Source organism: Streptomyces sp. So13.3 (assembly GCF_005860785.2).
GTDB lineage: Bacteria > Actinomycetota > Actinomycetes > Streptomycetales > Streptomycetaceae > Actinacidiphila > Actinacidiphila fildesensis.
The window spans coordinates 3,254,444-3,276,606 of record NZ_CP048835.1; the positions used below are offsets into that span (position 1 = coordinate 3,254,444).

Annotated in this window: 16 protein-coding genes; 11 read left to right on the top strand and 5 right to left on the bottom strand. The window is 71.3% G+C overall.

Annotation, left to right across the window (positions count from 1 at the left end; translation table 11 throughout):
* The first annotated feature begins 1 nt into the window (after position 1).
* Together C8250_RS14790 and glnII are read left to right on the top strand one after the other, a co-directional pair.
* On the top strand, positions 2-649 hold the full coding sequence (locus C8250_RS14790; protein WP_138353742.1) for a rhomboid family intramembrane serine protease: 648 nt from the start codon (positions 2-4) through the stop codon (positions 647-649).
* A 134-nt stretch (positions 650-783) separates the two neighbouring features.
* A complete protein-coding gene (gene glnII / locus C8250_RS14795) occupies positions 784-1,803 on the top strand; it encodes a glutamine synthetase (RefSeq protein ID WP_138353743.1) in 1,020 nt (339 codons plus the stop codon).
* A gap of 81 nt (positions 1,804-1,884) precedes the next feature.
* On the opposite strand, the gene C8250_RS14800 is transcribed toward glnII, so the two are convergent.
* Entirely contained in the window at positions 1,885-4,104 is a 2,220-nt protein-coding gene (locus C8250_RS14800) for an MMPL family transporter (RefSeq protein WP_138353744.1), read from the bottom strand.
* Between the two features lie 216 nt (positions 4,105-4,320).
* On the opposite strand from C8250_RS14800, the gene C8250_RS14805 reads away from it, so the two are divergent.
* Entirely contained in the window at positions 4,321-5,610 is a 1,290-nt protein-coding gene (locus tag C8250_RS14805; RefSeq protein WP_138353745.1) for a sensor histidine kinase, read from the top strand.
* Positions 5,611-5,660: 50 nt separating this feature from the next.
* Here the strand turns inward: C8250_RS14805 and C8250_RS14810 are convergent, their stop codons facing one another.
* Positions 5,661-5,876, bottom strand: a complete 216-nt coding sequence (locus tag C8250_RS14810) for a hypothetical protein (RefSeq protein WP_138353746.1) — start codon at positions 5,874-5,876, stop codon at positions 5,661-5,663.
* A 262-nt stretch (positions 5,877-6,138) separates the two neighbouring features.
* On the opposite strand from C8250_RS14810, the gene C8250_RS14815 reads away from it, so the two are divergent.
* Entirely contained in the window at positions 6,139-6,786 is a 648-nt protein-coding gene (locus tag C8250_RS14815; RefSeq protein WP_138353747.1) for a response regulator transcription factor, read from the top strand.
* A 102-nt stretch (positions 6,787-6,888) separates the two neighbouring features.
* Complete coding sequence (locus C8250_RS14820) at positions 6,889-7,410, top strand: hypothetical protein (RefSeq protein WP_138353748.1); 522 nt, start codon at positions 6,889-6,891, stop codon at positions 7,408-7,410.
* Positions 7,411-7,480: 70 nt separating this feature from the next.
* On the opposite strand, the gene C8250_RS14825 is transcribed toward C8250_RS14820, so the two are convergent.
* Positions 7,481-8,011: a DUF1203 domain-containing protein gene (locus C8250_RS14825; protein ID WP_138353749.1), complete on the bottom strand. Its 531-nt coding sequence runs from the start codon at positions 8,009-8,011 to the stop codon at positions 7,481-7,483.
* Positions 8,012-8,129: 118 nt separating this feature from the next.
* On the opposite strand from C8250_RS14825, the gene C8250_RS14830 reads away from it, so the two are divergent.
* Entirely contained in the window at positions 8,130-10,109 is a 1,980-nt protein-coding gene (locus tag C8250_RS14830; RefSeq protein WP_138353750.1) for a hypothetical protein, read from the top strand.
* Between the two features lie 4 nt (positions 10,110-10,113).
* Here the strand turns inward: C8250_RS14830 and C8250_RS14835 are convergent, their stop codons facing one another.
* Positions 10,114-10,599 carry a GNAT family N-acetyltransferase gene (locus C8250_RS14835; protein ID WP_187144842.1) on the bottom strand — a complete coding sequence of 162 codons (486 nt, stop codon included), beginning with the start codon at positions 10,597-10,599 and terminating at the stop codon, positions 10,114-10,116.
* Between the two features lie 67 nt (positions 10,600-10,666).
* Here C8250_RS14835 and C8250_RS14840 point away from each other — a divergent pair, with 67 nt between their 5' ends.
* On the top strand, positions 10,667-11,197 hold the full coding sequence (locus C8250_RS14840) for a GNAT family N-acetyltransferase (RefSeq protein ID WP_187144843.1): 531 nt from the start codon (positions 10,667-10,669) through the stop codon (positions 11,195-11,197).
* Positions 11,198-11,248: 51 nt separating this feature from the next.
* Here C8250_RS14840 and pulA read toward each other — a convergent pair whose 3' ends face one another.
* Positions 11,249-16,660 carry a pullulanase-type alpha-1,6-glucosidase gene (gene pulA, locus C8250_RS14845; protein ID WP_138353753.1) on the bottom strand — a complete coding sequence of 1,804 codons (5,412 nt, stop codon included), beginning with the start codon at positions 16,658-16,660 and terminating at the stop codon, positions 11,249-11,251.
* Positions 16,661-17,000: 340 nt separating this feature from the next.
* Here pulA and C8250_RS14850 point away from each other — a divergent pair, with 340 nt between their 5' ends.
* The 4 genes from C8250_RS14850 (at position 17,001) to C8250_RS14865 (ending at position 22,137) form a co-directional block, all read left to right on the top strand.
* A complete protein-coding gene (locus tag C8250_RS14850; protein WP_138353754.1) occupies positions 17,001-18,290 on the top strand; it encodes an extracellular solute-binding protein in 1,290 nt (429 codons plus the stop codon).
* Positions 18,291-18,554: 264 nt separating this feature from the next.
* On the top strand, positions 18,555-19,481 hold the full coding sequence (locus tag C8250_RS14855; RefSeq protein WP_232484786.1) for a sugar ABC transporter permease: 927 nt from the start codon (positions 18,555-18,557) through the stop codon (positions 19,479-19,481).
* Positions 19,482-19,493: 12 nt separating this feature from the next.
* A complete protein-coding gene (locus C8250_RS14860) occupies positions 19,494-20,405 on the top strand; it encodes a carbohydrate ABC transporter permease (RefSeq protein WP_138353756.1) in 912 nt (303 codons plus the stop codon).
* Between the two features lie 64 nt (positions 20,406-20,469).
* Positions 20,470-22,137: a glycoside hydrolase family 13 protein gene (locus C8250_RS14865; protein ID WP_138353757.1), complete on the top strand. Its 1,668-nt coding sequence runs from the start codon at positions 20,470-20,472 to the stop codon at positions 22,135-22,137.
* The last annotated feature ends 26 nt before the right edge of the window (positions 22,138-22,163 follow it).

The following is a 22,163-nucleotide window of genomic DNA, read 5'->3' on the forward strand; positions in this document are numbered from 1 at the left end:
GATGCCCACCTTTGATCTCCCCGGACGCCGCCTCGGAACCTCTGGAGGCCGCCCCGGCGCCCGGCCGCTCGCCCTCGCCCGCAGGGCGCCTTGGGCGTCCTCGGCCTATGTGGCCGCCGTGCAGTCCGGGGCGTACGCGCTGCGCCCGTTGCCGGAGGCGGACCGCCAGGCGGTGCTGCGCGCGCACTCCACCAATGTCGACAACCTGCGGGCCGGTCGCTGGCACACCCTTCTGACCAGCGCGTTTCTCGTGGAAGAGCCCCTCGATCCGGCGCACGGGGCAATACTGTTGGGCATTCTCGGCGGGGCCGAGACCGTCTGGGGATCGCGCCGGACGGCCGCGGTGTTCGCGTTCGGCCACCTCGGGGCGAGCCTGTTGGTATACGGCGGCCTCCGCGCCACGGACGCCTCGAAGGAGACGCGGTCGGCGGTGGACGTCGGAGCCAGCTACGGCCTGAACGCGGTGCTCGGGGCCGCCGCCGCCTCGCTCCCGCACCGCGCCGCACGGGCGGTGGCGGCGGCCGGCGTCCTGGGGCTCGTCGTGCGACCCCTGGTGCGGGAGGGGCGTACGTTCACCGACGCCGGGCATCTGGCAGCAGTGCTGCTCGGTCTGGGCGCAGGTCACAACGGTGCGTTCACACGGGGTTAACACAAGGGACACAGCCGGGAAAAACGTTCTTGCCATGCTGCCACCGGCTCGATCAACGGCGCTCGGCCGACACCCCTCGTTTCAGTGCACTACTGCACCCGCGAAGACAGTGGCTTGTTAAAGGATGGCGCCCCGTGACCTACAAGGCTGAGTACATCTGGATCGACGGCACCTCGCCGACCGCCAAGCTTCGCTCCAAGACGAGGATCCTGGCCGACGGCGCCGAGCTCCCGACCTGGGGCTTCGACGGTTCCAGCACCAACCAGGCCGTGGGTCACGCATCGGACCGCGTGCTCAAGCCGGTGTTCTCCTGCCCGGACCCGATCCGCGGCGGCGCCGACGTCCTCGTCATGTGCGAGGTGCTCAACACCGACATGACGCCGCACGAGAGCAACACCCGTGCGCTGCTCACCCCGATCGCCGAGCAGTTCGCCGGCCAGGAGCCGATCTTCGGCATCGAGCAGGAGTACACCTTCTTCGACGGCGCCCGGCCGCTCGGCTTCCCCGTCGCCGGCTTCCCCGCCGCGCAGGGCGGCTACTACTGCGGTGTCGGCTCCGACGAGATCTTCGGCCGCGACATCGTCGAGAAGCACCTGGAGAACTGTCTCACCGCGGGCCTGGCGATCTCCGGCATCAACGCCGAGGTCATGCCCGGCCAGTGGGAGTTCCAGGTCGGCCCGGTCTCGCCGCTGGAGGTCTCCGACCAGCTGTGGATCGCGCGCTGGCTGCTGTACCGCACCGCCGAGGACTTCAACGTCTCCGCCACCCTCGACCCGAAGCCGGTCAAGGGCGACTGGAACGGCGCGGGCGCGCACACCAACTTCTCCACCAAGGCCATGCGCGAGGGCTACGAGGCGATCATCACCGCCTGCGAGTCCCTCGGTGAGGGCAGCAAGCCGCTCGACCACGTCAAGAACTACGGCGCCGGCATCGACGAGCGCCTGACCGGTCTGCACGAGACCGCCCCGTGGAACGAGTACAGCTACGGCGTCTCCGACCGCGGCGCCTCGGTCCGCATCCCGTGGCAGGTCGAGGTCGAGCAGAAGGGCTACATCGAGGACCGGCGTCCGAACGCGAACGTCGACCCGTACGTCGTGACCCGCCTCATCGTCGAGACCTGCTGCACCGCGCTGGAGAAGGCCGGCCAGGTCTGAGCTTTCACCGCTGCATGACAACGGCTGAGGGGCCCGTCGAGTCGACGGGCCCCTCAGCCGTTGTGCTGTCGCCGGTGGTGCTCAGCGGACGCCGGTGGGCGCGCCCGCGGCGTACGCGTCCCGGGCGGGCGGGGCCGGGACGGCCTCCTCGCCATGGGACATCTTCGGCAGCCGGCCCAGCCACCGCGGCAGGTACCAGTTGCGCTCGCCGAGCAGGACCATCACCGACGGGAGCAACAGCACCCGCACCACGGTGGCGTCCAGGAACACCGCCACGGCCAGGCCGACGCCCATCTGCTTCATGTCCTGCATCGACAGCGTGGCGAAGACCGCGAAGATCGCGACCATGATCGCGGCGGCGCTGGTGACCGCGCCCGCCGTGGAGCGCACCCCGTCGCGGACCGCCTCGGTGGTGCTCATCCCCCGGTCGCGGGCCTCGCGGATCCGGGACACGACGAACACGTGGTAGTCCATCGACAGGCCGAACAGGACCACCAGGACGAACAGCGGCATCCAGCCCTCGATCGCGCCCACCGATTCCGTGCCGACCAGGGACGCGCCCCAGCCGTGCTGGAAGACCGCGGTCATGACACCGAACGCGGCGCCCACCGACAGCAGGTTGAGGAGGATGGAGGTGACCGCCACCGTCACCGAGCGGAAGCTGAACAGCATCAGCAGGAACGTCACGCCCATGATGAAGACGAAGACCGGGACGATGCCGCTCTTCAGCTGGCCGTTGAAGTCGACGGAACCGGCCAGATCACCCGTGACGTAGGCGTGCTCGGCGACCGGGCCCAGGGTGTGCGGCACCAGGTCGTCGCGCAGGGTGGCCAGGGCGTGCTCGGAGACGGCGTCGCTGCCGTTCCCCGCGAGCGGCACCTCGATCACCGCGATGTCCTGCTCCGCGTGGACCGCGGTGGTGACGCCCTTGCCGAACTCGTCCGACGCGGCGGCCTTCGCCGTGAAGCCGGCGATCGCGGCCTTGACGCCGGGCGCCTCGATGTCCGGGGCCTGCACGACGATCCTGGCCGGTGCGGGACCGCCGGGGAAGTCCGTGGTGATCTGCTCGAAGGCGGTGCGCAGCGGGGCGTCGGCCGGCAGTTGCTTGTCCATGCCCAGCGACTCGGTGTGCATCCCCAGCGCGGGGACGGCCAGCGCCAGCAGCACTCCGGCGCCCAGCACCGCGAAGATCTTGGGCCGGGCGATGACGGGCCGCAGCACGGCGCCGGAGATACGGCCCGCGGGATGCCGGCTCCTGTGGGCACGGCGGGCCCGGGACGCGCGGCCGAAGCGCGGCAGCCGGCCCCGCTCGACCCGGTCGCCGAGCAGTGACAGCAGGGCGGGCAGTACCGTCACCGAGCCGAGCATCGCGGTGAACACGACGAGGATCGTCGCCATCGCGAAGCCCTTGAAGAGCAGCAGGCCGGACAGGAACATGCCCGCCATCGCGACCATGACCGTCAGCCCGGAGACCAGTACCGCCCGGCCGCTGGTGGCCGCGGCGATCCGCAGCGCGGTCTCGGCGTCGTGTCCCGTGGCCCGCTCGTCCCGCTCGCGGCGCAGGTAGAACAGGCAGTAGTCGACGCCGACGGCCAGGCCCATCAGCAGCATCACGGAGCTGGTGGATTCGAAGATGTGCAGCTTGTGGCTGCCGAGCGCCAGCAGGCCGCCGGCCCCGATGAACGCGGTGACCGCGAGCCCGACCGGCAGCAGCGCGGCGACCAGGGCGCCGAAGGCGACCAGCAGGATGCCGAGCGCGAGCGGTACGGCCGTCCACTCGGCCTTCGCGAAGTCCTTGGTGATGACGTCGCCGAGCCACTTGCCGGCGCTGGCGTCCCCGAACTCGTCGATCAGGACGTCCTGATGGCCGTCGCGGACCTTCTGCACGGCGTCGAGCACCGGCTGCACGCGGTCGCCCGCGTCCTCCTGCTTGCCCTTCATCTCGAAGCGGATCAGCGCGGAACGGCCGTCCTGGGACGGCAGCGCCGCCTGCACGGTCCCGACCTCGCCGGTGGCGCCGACCCCTTCGGCGACCGCTTTCGCCGCCGCCTTCCACTGTCCCGGGCCCTCGGAGCGGACCAGGACCATCTCCCCGGCTGGGTGCTCCAGGCCGTGCTCCGCCAGGATCCGGTCGGCGGCGGCCGAATCGCCGGCGCCGTTCTCGTACGACTTCATCTGCGTCGTACCGACCATGCCGCCGATGACCGAGGCCACCACCACGAACAGCAGCCAGCCGATGATCGCCGTCTTGCGGTGACCGGCGCTCCACGCACCGAGCCGTGCCGCGAGATTGTCCTTCATCTCGTCGCTCCCCCAAGGATTCAGTAGATTTTTCCGACCCCTTGAAGGTAGGAATTCGGCGCTGCCGGCCCCAGCCGTCCAGACCCCCGGTCGCGATGGTGGCGCCAGGTACACCCCCCTGGGGGGCCACCGCCAGTGACCTGCGCGGACGCCGTCGGCAGACTGGGTGGTGCCAAGATGGCGACGCAGACGGTGGACCGAACGGGGAGGGCGGCCATGAACATCCGCAACGCGGGACTCGCAGGTATCAGGGGGCTCGCCCTGGCAGTACTGGGCCTCGTCGAGTCGATCGTCCTCTTCGTGTTCGCCGTGCTGTCGATCGCCTTCATCAGCCTCGGCGTCGGCATCTTCACCACCCCGTGGATGATCGCCAGGGTGCGCGACCGGGCCGACCACCGCCGGGAGCTGGCGCTGCGCTGGTCGGGTGTCGAGATCGCCCGCCCGTACCGCCCCGCACCGGAGTTCCGGCCGGGGATCGCCGGCAGCTGGCGGCGGCTGGAGTGGGTGCTGACCGACCCCGCCACCTGGCGTGACCTGCAGTGGCTGCTGGTCGACATGACGGCGGGCGCGATCCTCGCGTACCTCACGGCCGGGCTGTTCCTGGAGGGCGCCTTCGGCTGGGTGCTCGCCGCCTCCGTGTGGCGGCCGATCGTGACGGCGGGCGGGACGTACTGGTACGCGTTCATCCCGGTCTCCGACCAGACGACGGCCGTCCTCGCCGCCCTGCTCGGCACCGTCTGGATCCTGCTCGGTCTGCGCTTCTCCCCGACGCTGCTGCACCGCCACGCCCTGCTCACCCGGGCCTTCCTCGCCCCCACCCCGGCGGCACAGGAGGAGGCGCTCAAGCGGCGGGTGGCCCGGCTGGCGGAGACCCGCTCCGACGCGGTCGACAGCTCCGCCGCCGAGCTCCGGCGCATCGAACGGGACCTGCACGACGGCGCCCAGGCCCGGCTCGTCGCCATGGGCATGAACCTCGGCATCGTCGAGCACCTCCTCGAGCAGAACCCGGAGAAGGCCCGGAAGATCCTCTCCGAGGCCCGCCAGTCCTCCGCCGACGCCCTCACCGAACTGCGTGACCTGGTGCGCGGCATCCACCCGCCGGTCCTCGCGGAGCGCGGACTCGGCGACGCCGTCAGGGCGCTGGCGCTGCGCGGCCCGATCCCGACCGACGTCAACGTCGACCTGGCCGGCCGCTTCGAGGCGCCGGTGGAGTCGGCCGCCTACTTCACCGTCTCCGAGCTCCTCACCAACGCCGCCAAGCACTCGGGCGCCGAGCGCATCTGGATCGATCTGCGGCACGAGGACGGCATGCTCCGGGTCTCGGTCACCGACGACGGCAGCGGCGGCGCCGATGTCTCCCGCGGCACCGGTCTGCAGGGCATCGAACGCCGGCTCGGCGCGTTCGACGGGGTCCTGGCCGTGAACAGCCCGGTGGGCGGCCCGACCATGGTGACGATGGAACTCCCGTGCGCGCCGGCCGCCCCGGCGGCGAACCAGGTGCGCTAGCGCCGGACCGTTGACCTCACGTCGCGAGTGGCCTCCGACCCCGTATCGGGTCAGGGGCCGCTGCGGTCTCCGGTCCGGTCGCCGGTCCGGTCGCCGGTCCGGTCGCCGCATCCGGCTCGGCGCCAGGCGCGGCGGAGCCGGTCGAGTTCCGCCAGCTCGGCCCGGGTCCAGGCCACGTTGGAACGCTCCCGGACGAAGCGGCGGATCGCCTCGTTCGCCGCGGACACCGGACTCTGGTCGGAGGCGGACGGTGGCGGGACGGACATGCCCCTCACTGTGGAGTAGCGGTGTGACAGCCGTGTGAGGCGGGATGAAGAGCTGGATGAAGATTCACTGTCGCGTACGGGACGGGTGCGAGGTGGTGTGACGGGTGTGAAGGGGCGGGGTGGGATCCGCCCGCTCGGACCGGTTGTCAGAGGTGGCCGCTACGGTGGCCGTATCCCATCAGCGCTGGCTGCGCCGGGAGGGCCCCGCCGACAGCGCGGCGGGGCCCAGCACCGTCCCGCCCCCCGCCACCCTGGAGTTGCCGTGCGCGTCGTCCTCGCCGAAGACCTCTTCCTGCTGCGCGACGGACTGGTCCGGCTGCTGGAGGCGTACGACTTCGAGATCGCCGCCGCGGTCGACAACGGGCCGGAACTGCAGCGCGCCCTGGTGGAGTTGCGGCCGGACGTAGCGGTGGTGGATGTGCGGCTGCCGCCGTCGTTCACCGACGAGGGACTGCAGGCGGCGCTGTACGCCCGGCGCGAGATCCCCGGCCTTCCGGTGCTCGTGCTCTCCCAGCATGTGGAGCAGCTGTACGCCCGGGAGTTGCTGGCCGACGGCAGCGGCGGGGTCGGCTATCTGCTGAAGGACCGGGTGTTCGACGCGGACCAGTTCATCGACGCGGTGCGGCGGGTGGCCGGCGGCGGTACGGCGATGGATCCGCAGGTGATCTCGCAGCTGCTGGCCCGCAATGTACGCAATGAGCCGTTGGGACAGCTGACGCCGCGCGAGAGCGAAGTGATGGGTCTGATGGCCGAGGGCCGGTCCAATGTCGCGATCGCGGAGCGGCTGGTGGTGACCGAACGGGCCGTCGCCAAGCACACGTCCAACATCTTCGCCAAGCTCGACCTGCCGCTGTCCGACGACGACAACCGCCGGGTGCTGGCCGTGCTGGCCTACCTGGACCGTTCCTGAGCCGGACCGTTCCTGAGCCCGGCCGTTCCTGGGCCGGACCCGTCCTGAGTTCCTTGCGCGGCGCCGCCCCGCGGGCGGCCGCCGCCGTGCTCGACTGACCGGATGCACGAGACACCTCCCCCCGGAGTCCCTGCCGAGGACGTCACCGAGACCATGGCGGAACGGCTCAAGGAACGGATCTACGCGACGATCACCATGATCGCCGTCGTCGTCGGCCTCACCATGGTCGACGACCTGGCGGCGGGCGACGCGGCCGTGTCCGTCGCCGCCACCTCGCTCGGCCTGTGGCTGGCCACCCTCGTCGCGGACGACCAGGGGCACCGGGCCGTCCACCACCGCTCCACCACCTGGCCGGAGTTCCGCCGACTGCTCTACGTCAGCAGCCCGTTGCTGCTCAGCGCAGCCGGCCCGCTGATCCTGATCGGCGTGTCCGCGACCGGGGCGATGGCCCTGCACACCGCCCTGGTCGCCGCCGCAACGGTCGATGTCGTCGGGCTCTTCGCCTGGGGCTTCCTCGCCGGTGTCCGGATGGGCGGCGGCATGGTGGCCGCGCTGGTCGCCGGCACGCTGGACACGGCGATCGGCGCGGCCGTCGTACTCGTCAAGCTCACCGCGGGCCACTAGGGCGTATTGCGAAAGTCCCGCCTGGCCCACGACGCCTGGCACGCGCCCGCACCTTTACACGTCCGGGGATTCACCCCGCGCGGCGCACCGCGAACAGGAAGCAGCCGAATCCCACTGCGCGGACGTGCACGAGGGCGACCTCCGGGTCGGTGAACATCGCGGCCAGCTCCGCGTCCGCGGCGCCCGCCGCCGCCTCGTCGTGGCCGATCCGGACGAGGCGCCCGCCCAGGATGCGGCCGTCGGCGCTGTAGGCGCGGAAGACCCGCTGGGTGCCGTGCATCGCCGGCGGGTAGCCGGCGTCGGACGGCGGGCCGGGGCAGCCGTCGGCGTCGGCGTGCACGAACACCGGCCCCAGTTCCACGTACGGGCCCGGGTTCGCGCCGGTCTCCGCCGCCCAGTGACGCAGCGGAGCGTACGAGAGCAGCGCGATCCGGTCGCCGGGCGCCGCGTGCCGCAGGCAGCAGCGCAGCGGGGCGCCGCCCTCCTCGTCGGTGCTCAGCTCGGGCGCCCGGCCCGCGTCGTCGGTGTCCCGCAGGCGGGTGAGCAGGGCCGGGTCGATGGCGAAGGTGCGGAAGGCCGTGGTCCCGTGGGTGATGGTCATGGGTCGACGATCGCTCCGGACGCGGCCGGGATCCGGCGGGAATCGGACGTCGCGCTGTGGGGGACGCGGCGCGCGGCGCATTGAGTGACCATCGCACCATTCACTCGTTTGACGGCGTGTGGACACATCGGAAGCGACAGCGGCCGGACCCGTGGAGGTCGAGGTCGAGGAGGCCGAGGCCTCGATCGTCGAGAACTATCCGCACCTGGTGCGGCTGGCGTATCTGACGCTGCCGGCCGCTCTCGGCCGGCACCGCAGGGTGCTGGCCGCGCACACCCTCGTGCAGCGGGCGCTGCCGCGCGGGCGGCGCGCGCCCGACCCGGTCGCCGCGGACGCGGGCGGCCCGCGCGGTGGCCCGCCCGATCCGGCGTACGCGCTGGTGCGCCAGGAGGTGCTGCGCGGGGCGGTGGCGCACGGCGCGGAGGACGGGTGGCGGAAGCGGGCCCACGAGGCGCGCGGCTGGCTGCCGTTGCCACATGTGTGGGGGCTGCGGCTGCACCCCAAGGCGGGCGGTACGGACGAACTCGCCCTGGACCGTTCGCTCTCCGCGCTCGGCAGTCCCGCCCGTGCCGCGTTCGCGCTGAGCGCCCTGGAGGGGCTGGCCGAACGCGAGGTGCGGCAGGTGCTGGCCGCGGCGGGCGTCGCGGATCCCCGCACCGCTGTCGCCGAGGCGGCCGCGGCCGCCGGTGAGGGCGGCGAGCCGGTCCGGGCGCTGCTCGGCGGGGGCGAGTTCGATCCCTGCACGGTGCAGGCGCGGCCGACCGATCTGCTGCGCCGCCGGCAGCACATGCGGGCCGCGGGCCTCGCGGTCGCGGCCGTGGTGGTCGCGGCGGTGCTGCTGCCGCTGGCCGGCTCCGACGACGGCGACCCCGGTTCGTACGCCTCCGGGACGCCCGCCGGATCCGCGAGCCCGCTGGAGTCGTCGGCGCTGGTACGGGCCGACACCGCGCTGTGGGAGCACACGGCACGGATGGACTTCACCGCGTGGCCGGCCCGGGGCGGCCGGAAGGACGACACCGACCTGCTGCGCCGCGCCCTCGCCGTGTGGTCGCGGCCCGGGGAGCGGGTGCAGGTCTCGGCGACCCCCGGCACCTCGCGCGGCCTGCCCGCCCAGCCCCCGCAGCTGCTGTACGCGGGCGATGTGGGCGAGGCGGCCGTGGTCGTGCTCTACGACGGGATGCGGATCGTCCGGTACGCGGAGCCGCAGGACGGCAAGGGCTTCGCCGCGCTGGACTTCGCGCGGGTGGACGACGCGGACGTCACCACCGGTGCGGCCGTCGTCGTCGGCCGCGTCGACGGCAACACCCGCTTCCTGACCGCCCCCTGGGTCGACGACGCGCAGACCCGCGACCTGCTCCAGCCCAACCGTGCCGGACAACCCCTGCACGTCGCGGCCGATGGCGTCACCGACCCCGTCCGCACTCCGGGCGCGGGCGCCCCTGCGGGCCAGTGCGGGACGGCGTGGCCGGTGCTGCAGTTCCGCTCCTCGGCGAAGATCGTCGAACAGCACTCGTTCCTGCTGACGGACCTGGGCGATCTGACCCCGGTCCATCTCACGTACACCCCGCCGCCGGGCGGCACGTCCGCCCCGGCCCGGCAGCCGCGCGAGGCCACCGGGTCGCAGGCCCTGCTGAACTGGGCGCACAGCGCGTGCCGGCTCGGGGCGCTGCGCGGCCAGGGCGTACGGGCCGTCAACAACTGGGAGTTCGCCGAGCAGCGGTTGCCCGAGGGCGGCGCACCCGCGTCGTGGGTGTGCACGCGGACGGACACCTGGCGCGGCGCCGGGCAGGCGATGGTGCAGTTCCAGCCCCCCGGCTCGTCGCCGACCGCTCTCGCGGCGGTGGCCGCACAGGCCGAGGACACCAACGCGTGCAGCCGGTTCGGCCAGCACGTGCTGGCCGGCGTCATGTGGAAGTCCCCGGCCGGCCACTGGTTCCTGCTCGCGGCCGGCAGCCGCGAGGTCACCAAGGTCTCGGCCACCGGCGGCGTCCGCGCGAGCGCGGACGGCCCGCTGCTCGCCGTCCGCGCGGAACGCGGCGCGAACGCCAAGCTGACGGGCCGGCTGACGACCGGCAGGACCCTGGACGCGCTGGGGTAGCGACTCAGCGGCTGGGGACGGCCAGGGACATCGTGACGTGGTCGTCCACGTGGCTGTCCTCGGCCCAGCCCTGGCGGGCGTAGAACGCCTGGGCCCGCTGGTTGGGCTCGAAGACCTCCAGCCGGGCGGCGGTCACGGCGGCGTCCTGCCAGGCCGTGACGCACGCCCGGTGCAGGGCGCTGCCGAGGCCCGCCCGCCAGAGCTCCGGGTCGACGTGGAACTGGAAGAGCTTCTCCTCGCCGGGCCGGAAGCCGAGCACCGCGAAGGCGACCACCCGGTCCTCGCGCAGCACACAGAGCACCTTGCGGTCGGCCGACCCGATCGCGCGCTCGGTGCCTTCCCGGCAGCGGCGCAGTTCGTCGGGGCCGTTGTACGCCTCCTCGGGGAGGTGCCCCTCGTAGTACGTGGCGCGGGCCCTGCGGTGCACGTCGGCGATGCTGTCCAGGTCACCGGGATCGGCGTCACGGATCGTGACGGATATGGCGTTCATGATCCCCTGGACGTCCCCTCGGGGGTGGCCGGTTCCGGGCCGGGGGCTCCGGGTGAGAATGGCGGCCATGAGCGATCTTCAACGAGACGGTGTGATCTTCCGGCAGGCCACCGAGGACGACGTACCCGCCCTCGTCGCCCTGTACGACGGCGCCGCCCGCTGGATGCAGCGGCACGGCATCGACCAGTGGAAGCCCGGCCAGAAGAGCGAGGACCACTTCCTGCTCCGTATGAAGGAGGGCGAGGTCTGGCTCGCCGACACCGGCGCCGCCGCCCCGGTCGGCGGCTGGGAACTGTGGTGGGACGACGAGCCCGCCTGGGGCCCGCAGCCCCCGGTCGCGGGCTACATCCACCGCCTGATGACCGACCGCGCCACCGCCCCGCCGAACCTCGGCCGCGCGATGCTCACCCACGCTGAACACCGCATCACCCGAACCGGCCGCACCCTGAGCCGCCTGGACTGCGTCTCGACCAACCCCCGCCTGCGCGCGTACTACGAGTCCGCGGGCTACACCGTGACCGGCGAACAACCCCTCAAGGACGGTGGCAAGGGCAGCAGGTACGCGGTAACCCTCCTGGAGAAACGGCTCGTCGACTGACGAGACCCGCCCCCCGGGTGGGAGGCGGGCCCTGTCCGTCGTTCCGCGCGGTTATCGCTTCGTGTAGATCGCGACCGTGCGGGCCGGGATCGTGAAGGTTCCGGTGGTTCTGTCGTAGGTGGCGGTTCTGACGATCGGGTCGGAGCCGGTGGACTGGATCGGGTGGAGGGCGTAGGGGGTGCCGGTGAGGGCGGGGACTCGCTGGGTCCGGGCGGTGGTCGTGGCGTTGAAGACGACGACCAGGTCGCCGAGGCGCATCGTGATGACACCCGGGGTCTCGTCCTGGCCCGACAGCGGGAAGGAGAGCCGGTCCTGGACCTGGGCCGCTGAGGTCAGGGCGAAGGCCGGTTCCGTGGAGCGGATCCTGAGCAGGTCCTGGTAGGCGGCGGAGGCGCCGGTGATCTCGGCGCAGCCGGGGTGCAGCGCGGGTGAGGTGAGCAGCGGCTTGGCGAACGGCCACTTGGACTGGTTGTCGGCGGCCGGCGGGAGGCCGCGGCCGAAGCCGTTGCCGGTGGCGCAGTCCCAGTGGATGGCGTTGAACCAGTCACCGGAGTCGAAGGAGTTGCGGTCCAGGGACTTGGAGCGCAGCAGGTCGCTGCCCGCCTGGTAGAGCGCCGGGCCCTGGGAGAGCATGGCGGTCGATTCGGCGAGCACCTGCATCCTGGCCCGGTCGGCGGCCGTCGTGGCGGCCGGGAGCTTGAAGGCGAGGGCGTCGTACAGCGATTCGTTGTCGTGCGCGTCGACGTAGGCGAGGGCGTCGCCCGGTGCCGCCGCGTATCCGGCGGGCCGGCCGTTGTAGTCGACCTCGGAGCCGTGCACCTGCTTGCCTGCGGAGTCGGTGAAGGTGAACGCGCTCAGGTTGCCGGTGAGCCCGACCTTGATGAGGTCCTGGTAGTGCAGCAGCCGGGTCTTCTGCTCGGCGGTGGTGCCGTTGGCGGTCGAGGAGTTGGGGTCGGTGTAGAGGCCGCTGGCGAAGCCCTGCACGCCGGGGTCGGCGTCGAACGGGCTGCCGCCGCGTACGGCGTCGCGGGCCCGGTCGCTGAAGGTGGCGATGCCGGTGCCGGCCATGTTGGCCTGGGTGGCCTGCTCGAAGCGGGCGTTGTCGGCGACCTCGCCGAAGTTCCAGCCCTCGCCGTACATGATGATCTTCTTGCCGTCGACGCCGTCCTTGGCGAGCGTCAGCGCGTCCAGCGCCTTGCGGACGGCGAGGATGTTCGCCTTCGGGTGGTGGCCCATCAGGTCGAAGCGGAAGCCGTCGACCTTGTACTCCTTCGCCCAGGTGACGAGGGAGTCGACGACCAGCTTGCCCATCATCGCGTTCTCCGGCGCGGTGTTGGAGCAGCAGGTGGAGTTGGCGACCGAGCCGTCCGGCATCAGCCGCTGGTAGTAGCCGGGCACGATCTTGTCGAGGACCGAGGTGTCGGCCTGGCCGGAGGCGGAGGTGTGGTTGTAGACCACGTCCATCACCACCCGCAGCCCCGCGTTGTTCAGGCCCTGCACCATCTGCCGGAACTCGGTGGTGCGGCCGGCGCCGTCCGGGTCGGTGGCGTAGGAGCCCTCGGGGACCGTGTAGTGGTACGGGTCGTAGCCCCAGTTGTAGGCGTCCTTGGCCGCGGCCTTGGCCACGCACTCCTGCTGCTTCTCGGAGTCGGCCGGGAAGGAGGCGAGGTCGCAGTCCGGGACCGCCTGGTCGGCGGTCTTCTCCGGGACGGTCGCGAAGTCGAACGCGGGCAGCAGGTGCACATAGTCCGTGCCGGCCTTCGCCAGCGCGCGCAGATGCGTCATGCCCGCCGAACCGGGAACCGTGAAGGCGGTGTACTTGCCGCGCTGCGCGGCCGGGACGGTGGTGTCCGCGACCGAGAAGTCACGGATGTGCAGCTCCTGGATCTGCGCCTGGGCCAGCGGCACCGCCGCCGGTTTGGCCTGCCGCTGCCAGCCCTTGGGGGCGAGCTTCGGGTCGGCCAGGTCGACGAGGAGGCTGCGGGCGGAGTCGGCGGTCAGGGCGACCGAGTACGGGTCGGTCACCAGGTTGGTGACCAGCTTCTGGACGCTCGGCGCCCAGACGGTGACCGCGTACCGGTACGGCTTGCCCGTCCAGTCGCGGCCGCCGGTCACCGACCAGACGCCGCTGCCGGCGTCGCGCCGCATGGGGACGGTCCTGCCGTCGATCTCCACCGCGACGCTGTGCGCGGTGGGCGCCCAGACCGACAGGGCGGGCCGGCCGTGGTCGAAGACCGGGCCGAGCGCCGCGCGCTGCGCCTTCGCGGCGTACAGGTCGTCGAGCACCCCCTGCGTCTGCACACCGGTGGCGGCGAGCAGCGCCCCGTTCGCGGCGCGCTGGGTGGCGATGAGCTGGCCGGGCAGCGCGGCACCGATCCGGTCCCGGTCGCGTGGGTCGACGGTGAAGGCCGCGTACTCCTTGAGCTGCGGGTACTTCGCCTTCTGGGCGGCGGTCAGGCCGCCGGCGACCGGTGACAGCCGCAGCCAGTGGCCCTCGTCGGACAGGGCGCCGTCCTTGACGGTGATGCCGCCGTCGGGGGCGTAGACGAGCTGCTGGCTGGCGGAGGCGCTCGCGTCGGTGTGCCAGGCGACGGTGTCGCGGTCGATCCACTGCGCCTGCGCCTTGCTCAGGTCGAGGTCTCCGCCCGTGCCCTTGGGCTGCGGGAGCAGGTACTTCTGCGTGCCGGCCAACAGCCACACCTCATGCCCGCTGGAGGCGAGGTCCAGGGACTGGTCGGAGGGCAGGTCCTTGGCGTCGCCGTTGTGAAGGATGTAGCTCAGCGAGGTGGCACCCGGGGCGAGCGGCACCTCGTACACGGCACCATAGGCGTCGATCCGGGTCGGCTGGAGCGGCTTGGTCCAGTCGGTGGGCGTGGCGGCGCCGGTCCAGGTGTGCAGGCCCCAGTGGGCGTAGTCGCCGTCGGCGCGCTGGTAGTGCAGGACGGCCTTGGTGGTGTCCTGCGGCGGGTAGGCGCCCGTGGGCGGCGCGTTCAGCACCTCGGTGCTGCCCTGCTTGATCCACACCTCGCCGGTCTTCGTGAGGTCGACGGACCGGTCCGCGTCGGTGTCCTTGACGCCGTTCTTGTCGACGGCGATGAAGCCGACGCTGGACGCGCCCGGCTTGAGCTTGACGTAGGCGAAGGCGCCGTAGGCGTCGCGCCCGGAGAAGGGCTTGCCGCCCGGCCAGGTGGTGCCCTCGCCGTCGGCGATGTCGCCCCAGGTGTACAGGCCCCAGTCGGTGTAGTCGCCGTCGGTGCGCTGGTAGTGCACGACCGCGTAGTCGCGGGAGACGGCGCTGGGCGGCGTCGGCCGGACCGGTGCGCCGCTGGTGGTGGCGGCGGTCGCGCTGCTGATGTGGCCTGCGGAGTCGGTGACCACCGCCTTGTAGCGCAGGGCGGTCCCGGCGGGGACGGCCGCGTCGAGCGCCTTGGTGACGGTGTAGGGCGCGTGGTCGGCGGAGCCGAGCACCTGCCACTTGGCGTTGCCGACCTGGGCGGCGAAGACCACCCGGTCGAGCTGCCCGCCGGTCACGCCGGCGGAGATCTCTACGGTGCCGGTCGCGCCGGCGGCGGGGGCCCGCAGCGCGATCGACGGCCGGGTGGCCGGGGCGCCGAGTGGCTTGTCCGCCTTGTAGACGACGGTGGACAGCGCGGGGACGGTCACGGTGACCTTGCTGTCGCCGCCGCTGTGCAGGGTGCCGGTGGCGCCGTAGAGCGCGCGGAGGTCCGCCCCGGCCGCGCCGGTCGGCACCGCCACGGTCTTCGCCTCGGCCGCGTTGTTCACCGCGACCAGGTACTCGGTCCGCGCCTTCGGGTCCGTACGGGAGTACGCGTACACGCCCGCGCCGTCGGCCGCGTACCGCTCGGTCTGCACGCCGTCGCGCAGCGCCGGGTTCTCCTTGGTCAGCTTCGAGAGCGCGGCGATCGTCCGGTACAGCGGCGCCGCGGTGTCGTAGGCGTCGCTGGCGTGGGTGCGGTCGGTGCCCAGCTCGTCGTCGTCGAGGTAGTCGGCGACCTGGGAGGCGAACATGGTCTGCCGGGCGTCCTTGTCGCCGCCGGCCCCGGTGAAGCCCTGCTCGTCGCCGTAGTAGACGACGGGGTTGCCGCGGCTGAGGAACATCAGCTCGTTGGCGAGCTGGTCCCGCCGCACCAGCTCCGCGTCGGTGGCGCCGGGGTTGTCCTGCTTCAGGAACGTCCCGATCCGGCCCATGTCGTGGTTGCCGAGGAACGTCACCGACTCGTAGGCGTTGGCCTTGTCGGTGGTGTACCGGTAGTCCTGCGCGAACAGGCCGGACAGCTTGGCCGCGGAGCCGCCCTGGGAGGCGTAGGAGCGGGCGGCGTCCTGGAACGGGAAGTCCAGGGTCGCGTCGAGCCGGCCCTGGGTGACGTAGGGCGAGGTGATCGCCGTGTCGGCGGAGTAGACCTCGCCGAACATGAAGAAGTTCTTCCGGCCGTGCTGGGCGGCGTACGTGTCCAGCGCGGTGGCCCACTGGGTCCAGAACGGCAGGTCGACGTGTTTGACGGTGTCGATCCGGAAGCCGTCGATCGCGAAGTCCTTGACCCACTTCTCGTAGATCTTCGCCATGCCCTGGACGACCTCGGGACGTTCGGTCCACAGGTCGTCGAGGCCGGAGAAGTCGCCCTGGTCGGTGCTCTCCCCGGCGTAGGTGGAGTCGCCACGGTTGTGGTACATCGCCGGGTCGTTGAGCCAGGCCGGCACCTTGAGGTTCTTCTTCTCCGGCGCCACGACGGGGGTCCGCGGGAAGGAGTCGGCGTCGACCGCCGGGAAGTCCTTGCCCGCTGCGGCCGTGGCGTGGTCGGAGTCGTCGAAGGGCGTGCCGTCCTTGCTCAGGTACGGGAACGCGCCCTTGGAGAGGTAGGAGTACGCCTTCTCCTTGTAGTCCACGACGTCGGCGGTGTGGTTGGTGATGACATCGAAGAAGATCTTCATGCCCTTGGCGTGGGCGGCGGCGATGAGCTTCTTCAGGTCGTCGTTGGTCCCGAAGTGCGGGTCGACCTGGGTGAAGTCGGTGATCCAGTAGCCGTGGTAGCCGGCCGACGCGTCCTTACCGGTGCCCTGCACGGGCTGGTTCTTGAAGATCGGCGCCATCCAGATGGCGGTTGTGCCGAGCCCCTTGATGTAGTCGAGCTTCCCGGTCAGGCCCTTGAGGTCGCCGCCCTGGTAGAAGCCCTTGTCGGTGGGGTCGTAGCCGGTGACCAGCCGGGAGCCGGTGAGCCCGCCGGTGTCGTTGCGGGTGTCGCCGTTGGCGAAGCGGTCCGGCAGGACGAAGTAGAACTGCTCACGCGTGAGGTCGTGGCGGGCCGGCTGGGCGGCGAGCGCCGCGTCGGACGGCGGGGCGGGTGGCGCGGCGGCCAGGGCGGGCACGGCGGCCGGCACGGTGGCCAGCAGCAGCGCCGACACCACCGTCGCTGCCACACGTCGTATGCGTGCGGGTACGGACACGGGCGGGTCTCCTCGATACGGAAAGCTCGTGCCGGGGCACTACGCGCCGAGTCCCGCGGCCGCCCGGCAGCACCGCCGGGCGCTGCGGACGCTATCGCTGCCCGCTCCTTGCAGCAAGACCTTGCAACGGACTTCTTCAGGCCCTGGGCCTGCACCGGACATCCGCAGGTAACGGGGATGTCACATTCGGCAGACCCTGCGGAAACTTTCTTGCAGGCTCTTTCGCAAGGTCTTACATCGCTGTTACGTTCCTGCCCAGCCCGAGCAGCCGCACAGCACAAGCGGCGCGCATCACCCACTCCAGGGTGAACCGGGTTTTACCCTCACCAAGGAGACAGGTATGCGACGCGGCATATCCGCCGTGGCGATGGCCGCGGCCATCGTTCTCGGAGCCACCGCCTGTGGCGGCAGCAGCGACAACAAGAGCACCGGGGACGCGGCGAAGGACCCGGCCGGAGTTTCCGGGGACATCACGTACTGGGACACCTCGGACGCCACCAACGAGGCGCCTGTCTACCAGAGCCTGATCAAGGACTTCATGGCGAAGTACCCGAAGATCAAGGTCAAGTACGTCAACGTCCCGTTCTCCGACGTGGAGAACAAGTTCAAGACGGCGGCGCAGAGCGGCAAGGGCGCCCCCGACGTGGTCCGGGCCGATGTCGGCCTGATCCCGGAGTACGCCTCCAACCACTACATCGCCCCGCTGGACGGCACCGCCGCCCTCAAGGACACCGGCGACTTCACGCAGGGCCCGCTCAACACCACCAAGTACGAGGGCAAGACCTACGGGGTCCCGTCGGTCACCGACACCCTGGGCCTGCTGTACAACAAGGAGCTCTTCGCCAAGGCCGGCATCACCAAGCCGCCGACCACGTGGGACGAGTTCATCTCCGTCTCGAAGACGATCAAGGACAAGACCGGGGTCACCGGCACCTACGTCAACCCGGACACGTACTTCCTGATGCCGCTGCTCTTCGGCGAGGGCACCGACCTCGCCGACGCGGCCGCCAAGAAGATCACGATCAACTCGCCGGAGGCCGTCAAGGCGGTCACCAAGGCCAAGGAGATCTACGACACCTCCTCGGCGAAGGTCGACTTCGCCAGCGCCTACGACAACATGCAGACCTCGTTCAAGAACGGCAAGGTCGCCATGCTGATCCAGGGCCCCTGGTCGGTCAGTGACGACATCAGCGGCTCGGCCTTCAAGGGCAAGGAGTCGAACCTCGGCTACGCCCCGGTCCCGGCCGGCTCCACCGGCAAGCCGCAGGCGCCGACCGGCGGTCACGACCTCGCGGTCTACCAGGGTTCCAAGAACCTGGACGCCAGCTACCTGTTCACCGAGTTCATGACCTCCTCGGCCAGCCAGGTCACGATCGCGACCAAGACCGGCACCCTGCCGACCCGCACCTCGGCCTACACCCCCGCGGTGACCGCCGACCCGAAGATCGCCGGCTTCAAGAGCATCATGGACACCGCCCGCCCGCGGGTGGCACTCGCCCAGGTCGGCAGCCTCTTCACCCCGCTCCAGCAGCAGTACGTGAAGATCCTGCAGGGCCAGGTCTCGGTCCAGGCCGGACTGGACGCGGCGGCCTCCGAGTTCGCCACGCTCCTGCCGGGCTTCACCAAGTAGCCCAGCGGCACCAGACTCCGGTCCGGTCGGCCGGGGCCCCTGTCCTCCTCCTGGGAGGGCCGGGGCCCACGCGCCCGGCCGTCCGGGCCGGGCCGGACGCGCGGCCCCGGGGAACGAGCCACCCCGCCCGCCCCGTTCCGAGGGGCGCTCCGGGGCCGCGACACCACTCGCACCATCATCCGTAATCGTGGAAAGAGCCGATGAGTGATGACCACCGCAACCATTGACAGGCAATCGCGCGGCACGGCCCCGCGCGCCGGCCTCATGACGTCTTTCAAGCGGTCGTGGGACAAGCACTGGTACGCCTGGGCCATGGTCGCCCCGGTGGTCATCGTGATCGGCGTCCTGGTGCTGTACCCGCTGGGTTACGGCGCCTATCTGTCGTTCACCAACGCCAACGAGATGACGGTCGCCAAGAACATCGGCCCCGTCCACATCCCGGCGTCGTACGACATCGTGGGCTTCGACAACTACTGGAAGATCATCTCCGGCCAGGACGGTGACTTCTACCCCCGGCTCATCTGGACCGTCACCTGGACGGTGACCTGCGTCGCCTTCACCTACGCCATCGGCATGGGGATGGCGCTGCTGCTCAACCGCCCGGTGCGGTTCCGGCTCTTCTACCGGCTGTCACTGATCCTGCCGTGGGCCATCCCGGCCTTCGTCAGCGTCTTCGCCTGGCGGCTGATGCTCAACTCGCAGTACGGCGTGTTCAACTCGATGATCACGCAGGTCGGACTGCCGGCCCAGGACTGGCTGGGCACCCCCTTCGCCCAGAAGGTCGCCGTCATCATGGTCAACGTCTGGGCGGGCGTACCCTTCATGATGGTCGCCCTGCTCGGCGGCATGCAGTCGGTTCCCCAGGAGCTCTACGAGGCCGCCGAGATGGACGGCGCCTCCCCCTGGCAGCGGTTCCTGAACATCACGCTGCCGGGCCTGCGCCCGGTCAGCAACACCGTGATCCTGCTCGGGGTGATCTGGACCTTCAACATGTTCCCGATCATCTTCCTGCTGCTGGGCCAGAACAACAGCGGGGACACCGACATCCTCGTGACCTACGCCTACCGCAAGGCGTTCACCGGGGTGTCCGACTACTCCGGGGCCGCGTCGTACGGCATGGTCATCCTCGCCATCCTGCTGGTCTTCTCCACCTTCTACCGCCGCTACCAGGCCAAGACCGAGCAGGCGTAAGGAGCCATGACGATGAGTGCAACAGCCCACACCGGCACCACGGGAAGCGCCGACCCGGCCCGCTCCGCCGCGAAGCCCGCCCGCCGTCCGGGCCGCCAGCGCGGCGAACGCGGCCGCGGCGCCTCGGTCGCCCTGCACACCACGCTCATGGTCGCCAGCGCGATCGCCATCTTCCCGGCGCTGTGGATCGCGTTCATCTCCTTCGGCCCGAAGAACGCGTGGACGGACCCGGGCGGCGTCCTCGACCACCTGAGCCTGCAGAACTACCGGAACATCCTGCACACCAACTTCCCGAAGTGGTTCCTCAACTCGGTGATCGTCGCGGCCGCGACGACCGTGCTGGGCGTCATGCTGTCGGCGAGCGCCGGCTACGCCATCTCGCGGATGAAGTTCCCCGGCCACAAGCAGCTGATGTGGACCTTCCTGACGACGCAGATGTTCCCGATGGCCGTGCTGATCGTGCCGCTGTACAACCTGCTCGGCACCCTCGGCCTCCTCGACAGCTACCTCGGTCTGATCGTCACCTACTGCACGATCTCGGTGCCGTTCTGCGCCTGGATGCTCAAGGGGTACTTCGACACCATCCCGCACGAGATCGACGAGGCGGGCCGGATCGACGGGCTCACCCCGTTCGGCACGTTCTGGCGGCTGATCCTGCCGCTGGCCCGGCCGGGACTGGCCGTCACCGCCTTCTACAGCTTCCTGACCGCCTGGGGCGAGGTCGCCTACGCGAGCCAGTTCATGAGCACCAACGAGAACTTCACGCTGGCGGCCGGCATCCGCACCCTCGCCACCGACCAGCGCGCGGACTGGGGTTCGCTGACCGCCGCCGCGGTGATCATCGCCATCCCGGCCGCCCTCGTCTTCTTCCTGGTCCAGCGCCACCTGGTCTCCGGCCTCACCGCCGGCGCCGCCAAGTCCTGATCCGTCCAGCGGCAACGCGCACACCCACGCCACCTGTCGTTCCCCGCACACATAAAGGGAATCCATGAGCCAGCACCTCACCGACGCGCCCCGCTCCGCCGCCGACAACGCCGCCGACGCCGGGCGCAGAGACTGGTGGCGTGACGCGGTGATCTACCAGGTCTACCCGCGCAGCTTCGCCGACGGCAACGGCGACGGGATGGGCGACCTGCCCGGGATCACCGCCCGGCTGCCCTACCTCCGGTCGCTCGGGGTGGACGCCGTGTGGCTGTCGCCGTTCTACGCCTCCCCGCAGGCCGACGGCGGCTACGACGTGGCGGACTACCGAGCCGTCGACCCGATGTTCGGCACCCTGACGGACGCCGACGACCTGGTGCGGGCCGCCCACGCGCTGGATCTGCGGGTCATCGTGGACGTGGTCCCCAACCACTGCTCCGACCAGCACGAGTGGTTCAAGCAGGCGCTGCGCGAGGGCCCCGGTTCGCCGATCCGCGAGCGCTTCCACTTCCGCCCCGGCAAGGGTGCCAGTGGTGAACTCCCGCCAAACGACTGGGAGTCCATTTTCGGCGGACCGGCCTGGACGCGGACCGTAAACGCTGACGGCGCCCCCGGCGACTGGTACCTGCACCTGTTCGCCCCCGAGCAGCCGGACTTCAACTGGGACCACCCGGCCGTGCACGACGAGTTCCGCTCGATCCTGCGGTTCTGGCTGGACCTGGGCATCGACGGCTTCCGGATCGACGTCGCCCACGGCATGGTCAAGGCCGCGGGCCTGCCCGACATCGGCTCCCACGAGCAGCTGAAGCTGCTGGGCACCGCGTCGATGCCGTACTTCGACCAGGACGGCGTGCACGAGATCTACCGCAGCTGGCGCAAGATCCTGGACGAGTACGCGGGCGACCGGATCGCCGTCGCCGAGGCGTGGACGCCGACGGTCGAGCGCAGCGCCCTGTACCTGCGCCCCGACGAGCTGCACCAGGCGTTCAACTTCGAGTACCTGACGTCCGGTTGGGACGCCGCCGCGCTGCGCCGGGTCATCGACACCTCGCTGGCCGCGATGGGTTCGGTCGGCGCGCCCGCCACCTGGGTGCTGTCCAACCACGACGTGGTGCGGCACTCCACCCGCTTCGCCGACGGCGACCAGGCGCTCGGTCTGCGCCGGGCGCGGGCCGCGACCCTGCTGATGCTGGCGCTGCCCGGCTCCGCCTACCTGTACCAAGGCGAGGAGCTGGGCCTGCCCGAGGTCACCGACCTGCCGGACGAGGTGCGCCAGGACCCGGCGTTCTTCCGCAACGCCGGCCAGGACGGGACCCGTGACGGCTGCCGCGTACCGCTGCCGTGGTCGGGCACGACGGCGCCGTACGGCTTCGGCCCGGTCGAGGGCGGCCCCAGCTGGCTGCCGCAGCCCGACGCCTGGGCCGGCCTCAGCGTCGAGGCCCAGGAGGGCGACCCCGCCTCGACGCTGGAGTTCTACCGCGAGGCGCTGGCCGTCCGCCGCGAACACCCCGCCCTGGGCGCGGGTTCCGAGGTGACCTGGCTGGCGGCGCCGTCGGGTGTGCTGGCGTTCCGCCGGGACAGCGCCGAGGGTTCGTTCGTCTGCACCGCGAACGTCGGCGGAACCCCCGTCACGATCCCGGCGCCCGGCCGCGCGCTGCTCGCCGGAGCCGGTTTCACCGCGGACGGAGCGAACGCCGTCATCCCCGCGGACACCACGATTTGGTGGGCGATCTGACGTGGCTGCCATCCGTCCCCTAGCAT

What these genes read in the sequence shown, in the direction of transcription:
- C8250_RS14865 (WP_138353757.1), top strand. Translation starts at nt 20,470, where the DNA reads ATGAGCCAGCACCTCACCGACGCGCCCCGCTCCGCCGCCGACAACGCC.
- C8250_RS14860 (WP_138353756.1), top strand. Translation starts at nt 19,494, where the DNA reads ATGAGTGCAACAGCCCACACCGGCACCACGGGAAGCGCCGACCCGGCC.
- C8250_RS14835 (WP_187144842.1), bottom strand. Translation starts at nt 10,599, where the DNA reads ATGAACGCCATATCCGTCACGATCCGTGACGCCGATCCCGGTGACCTG.
- C8250_RS14820 (WP_138353748.1), top strand. Translation starts at nt 6,889, where the DNA reads ATGCACGAGACACCTCCCCCCGGAGTCCCTGCCGAGGACGTCACCGAG.
- C8250_RS14805 (WP_138353745.1), top strand. Translation starts at nt 4,321, where the DNA reads ATGAACATCCGCAACGCGGGACTCGCAGGTATCAGGGGGCTCGCCCTG.
- C8250_RS14850 (WP_138353754.1), top strand. Translation starts at nt 17,001, where the DNA reads ATGCGACGCGGCATATCCGCCGTGGCGATGGCCGCGGCCATCGTTCTC.
- C8250_RS14810 (WP_138353746.1), bottom strand. Translation starts at nt 5,876, where the DNA reads ATGTCCGTCCCGCCACCGTCCGCCTCCGACCAGAGTCCGGTGTCCGCG.
- C8250_RS14855 (WP_232484786.1), top strand. Translation starts at nt 18,555, where the DNA reads ATGACGTCTTTCAAGCGGTCGTGGGACAAGCACTGGTACGCCTGGGCC.
- C8250_RS14825 (WP_138353749.1), bottom strand. Translation starts at nt 8,011, where the DNA reads ATGACCATCACCCACGGGACCACGGCCTTCCGCACCTTCGCCATCGAC.
- C8250_RS14800 (WP_138353744.1), bottom strand. Translation starts at nt 4,104, where the DNA reads ATGAAGGACAATCTCGCGGCACGGCTCGGTGCGTGGAGCGCCGGTCAC.
- C8250_RS14790 (WP_138353742.1), top strand. Translation starts at nt 2, where the DNA reads ATGCCCACCTTTGATCTCCCCGGACGCCGCCTCGGAACCTCTGGAGGC.
- C8250_RS14840 (WP_187144843.1), top strand. Translation starts at nt 10,667, where the DNA reads ATGAGCGATCTTCAACGAGACGGTGTGATCTTCCGGCAGGCCACCGAG.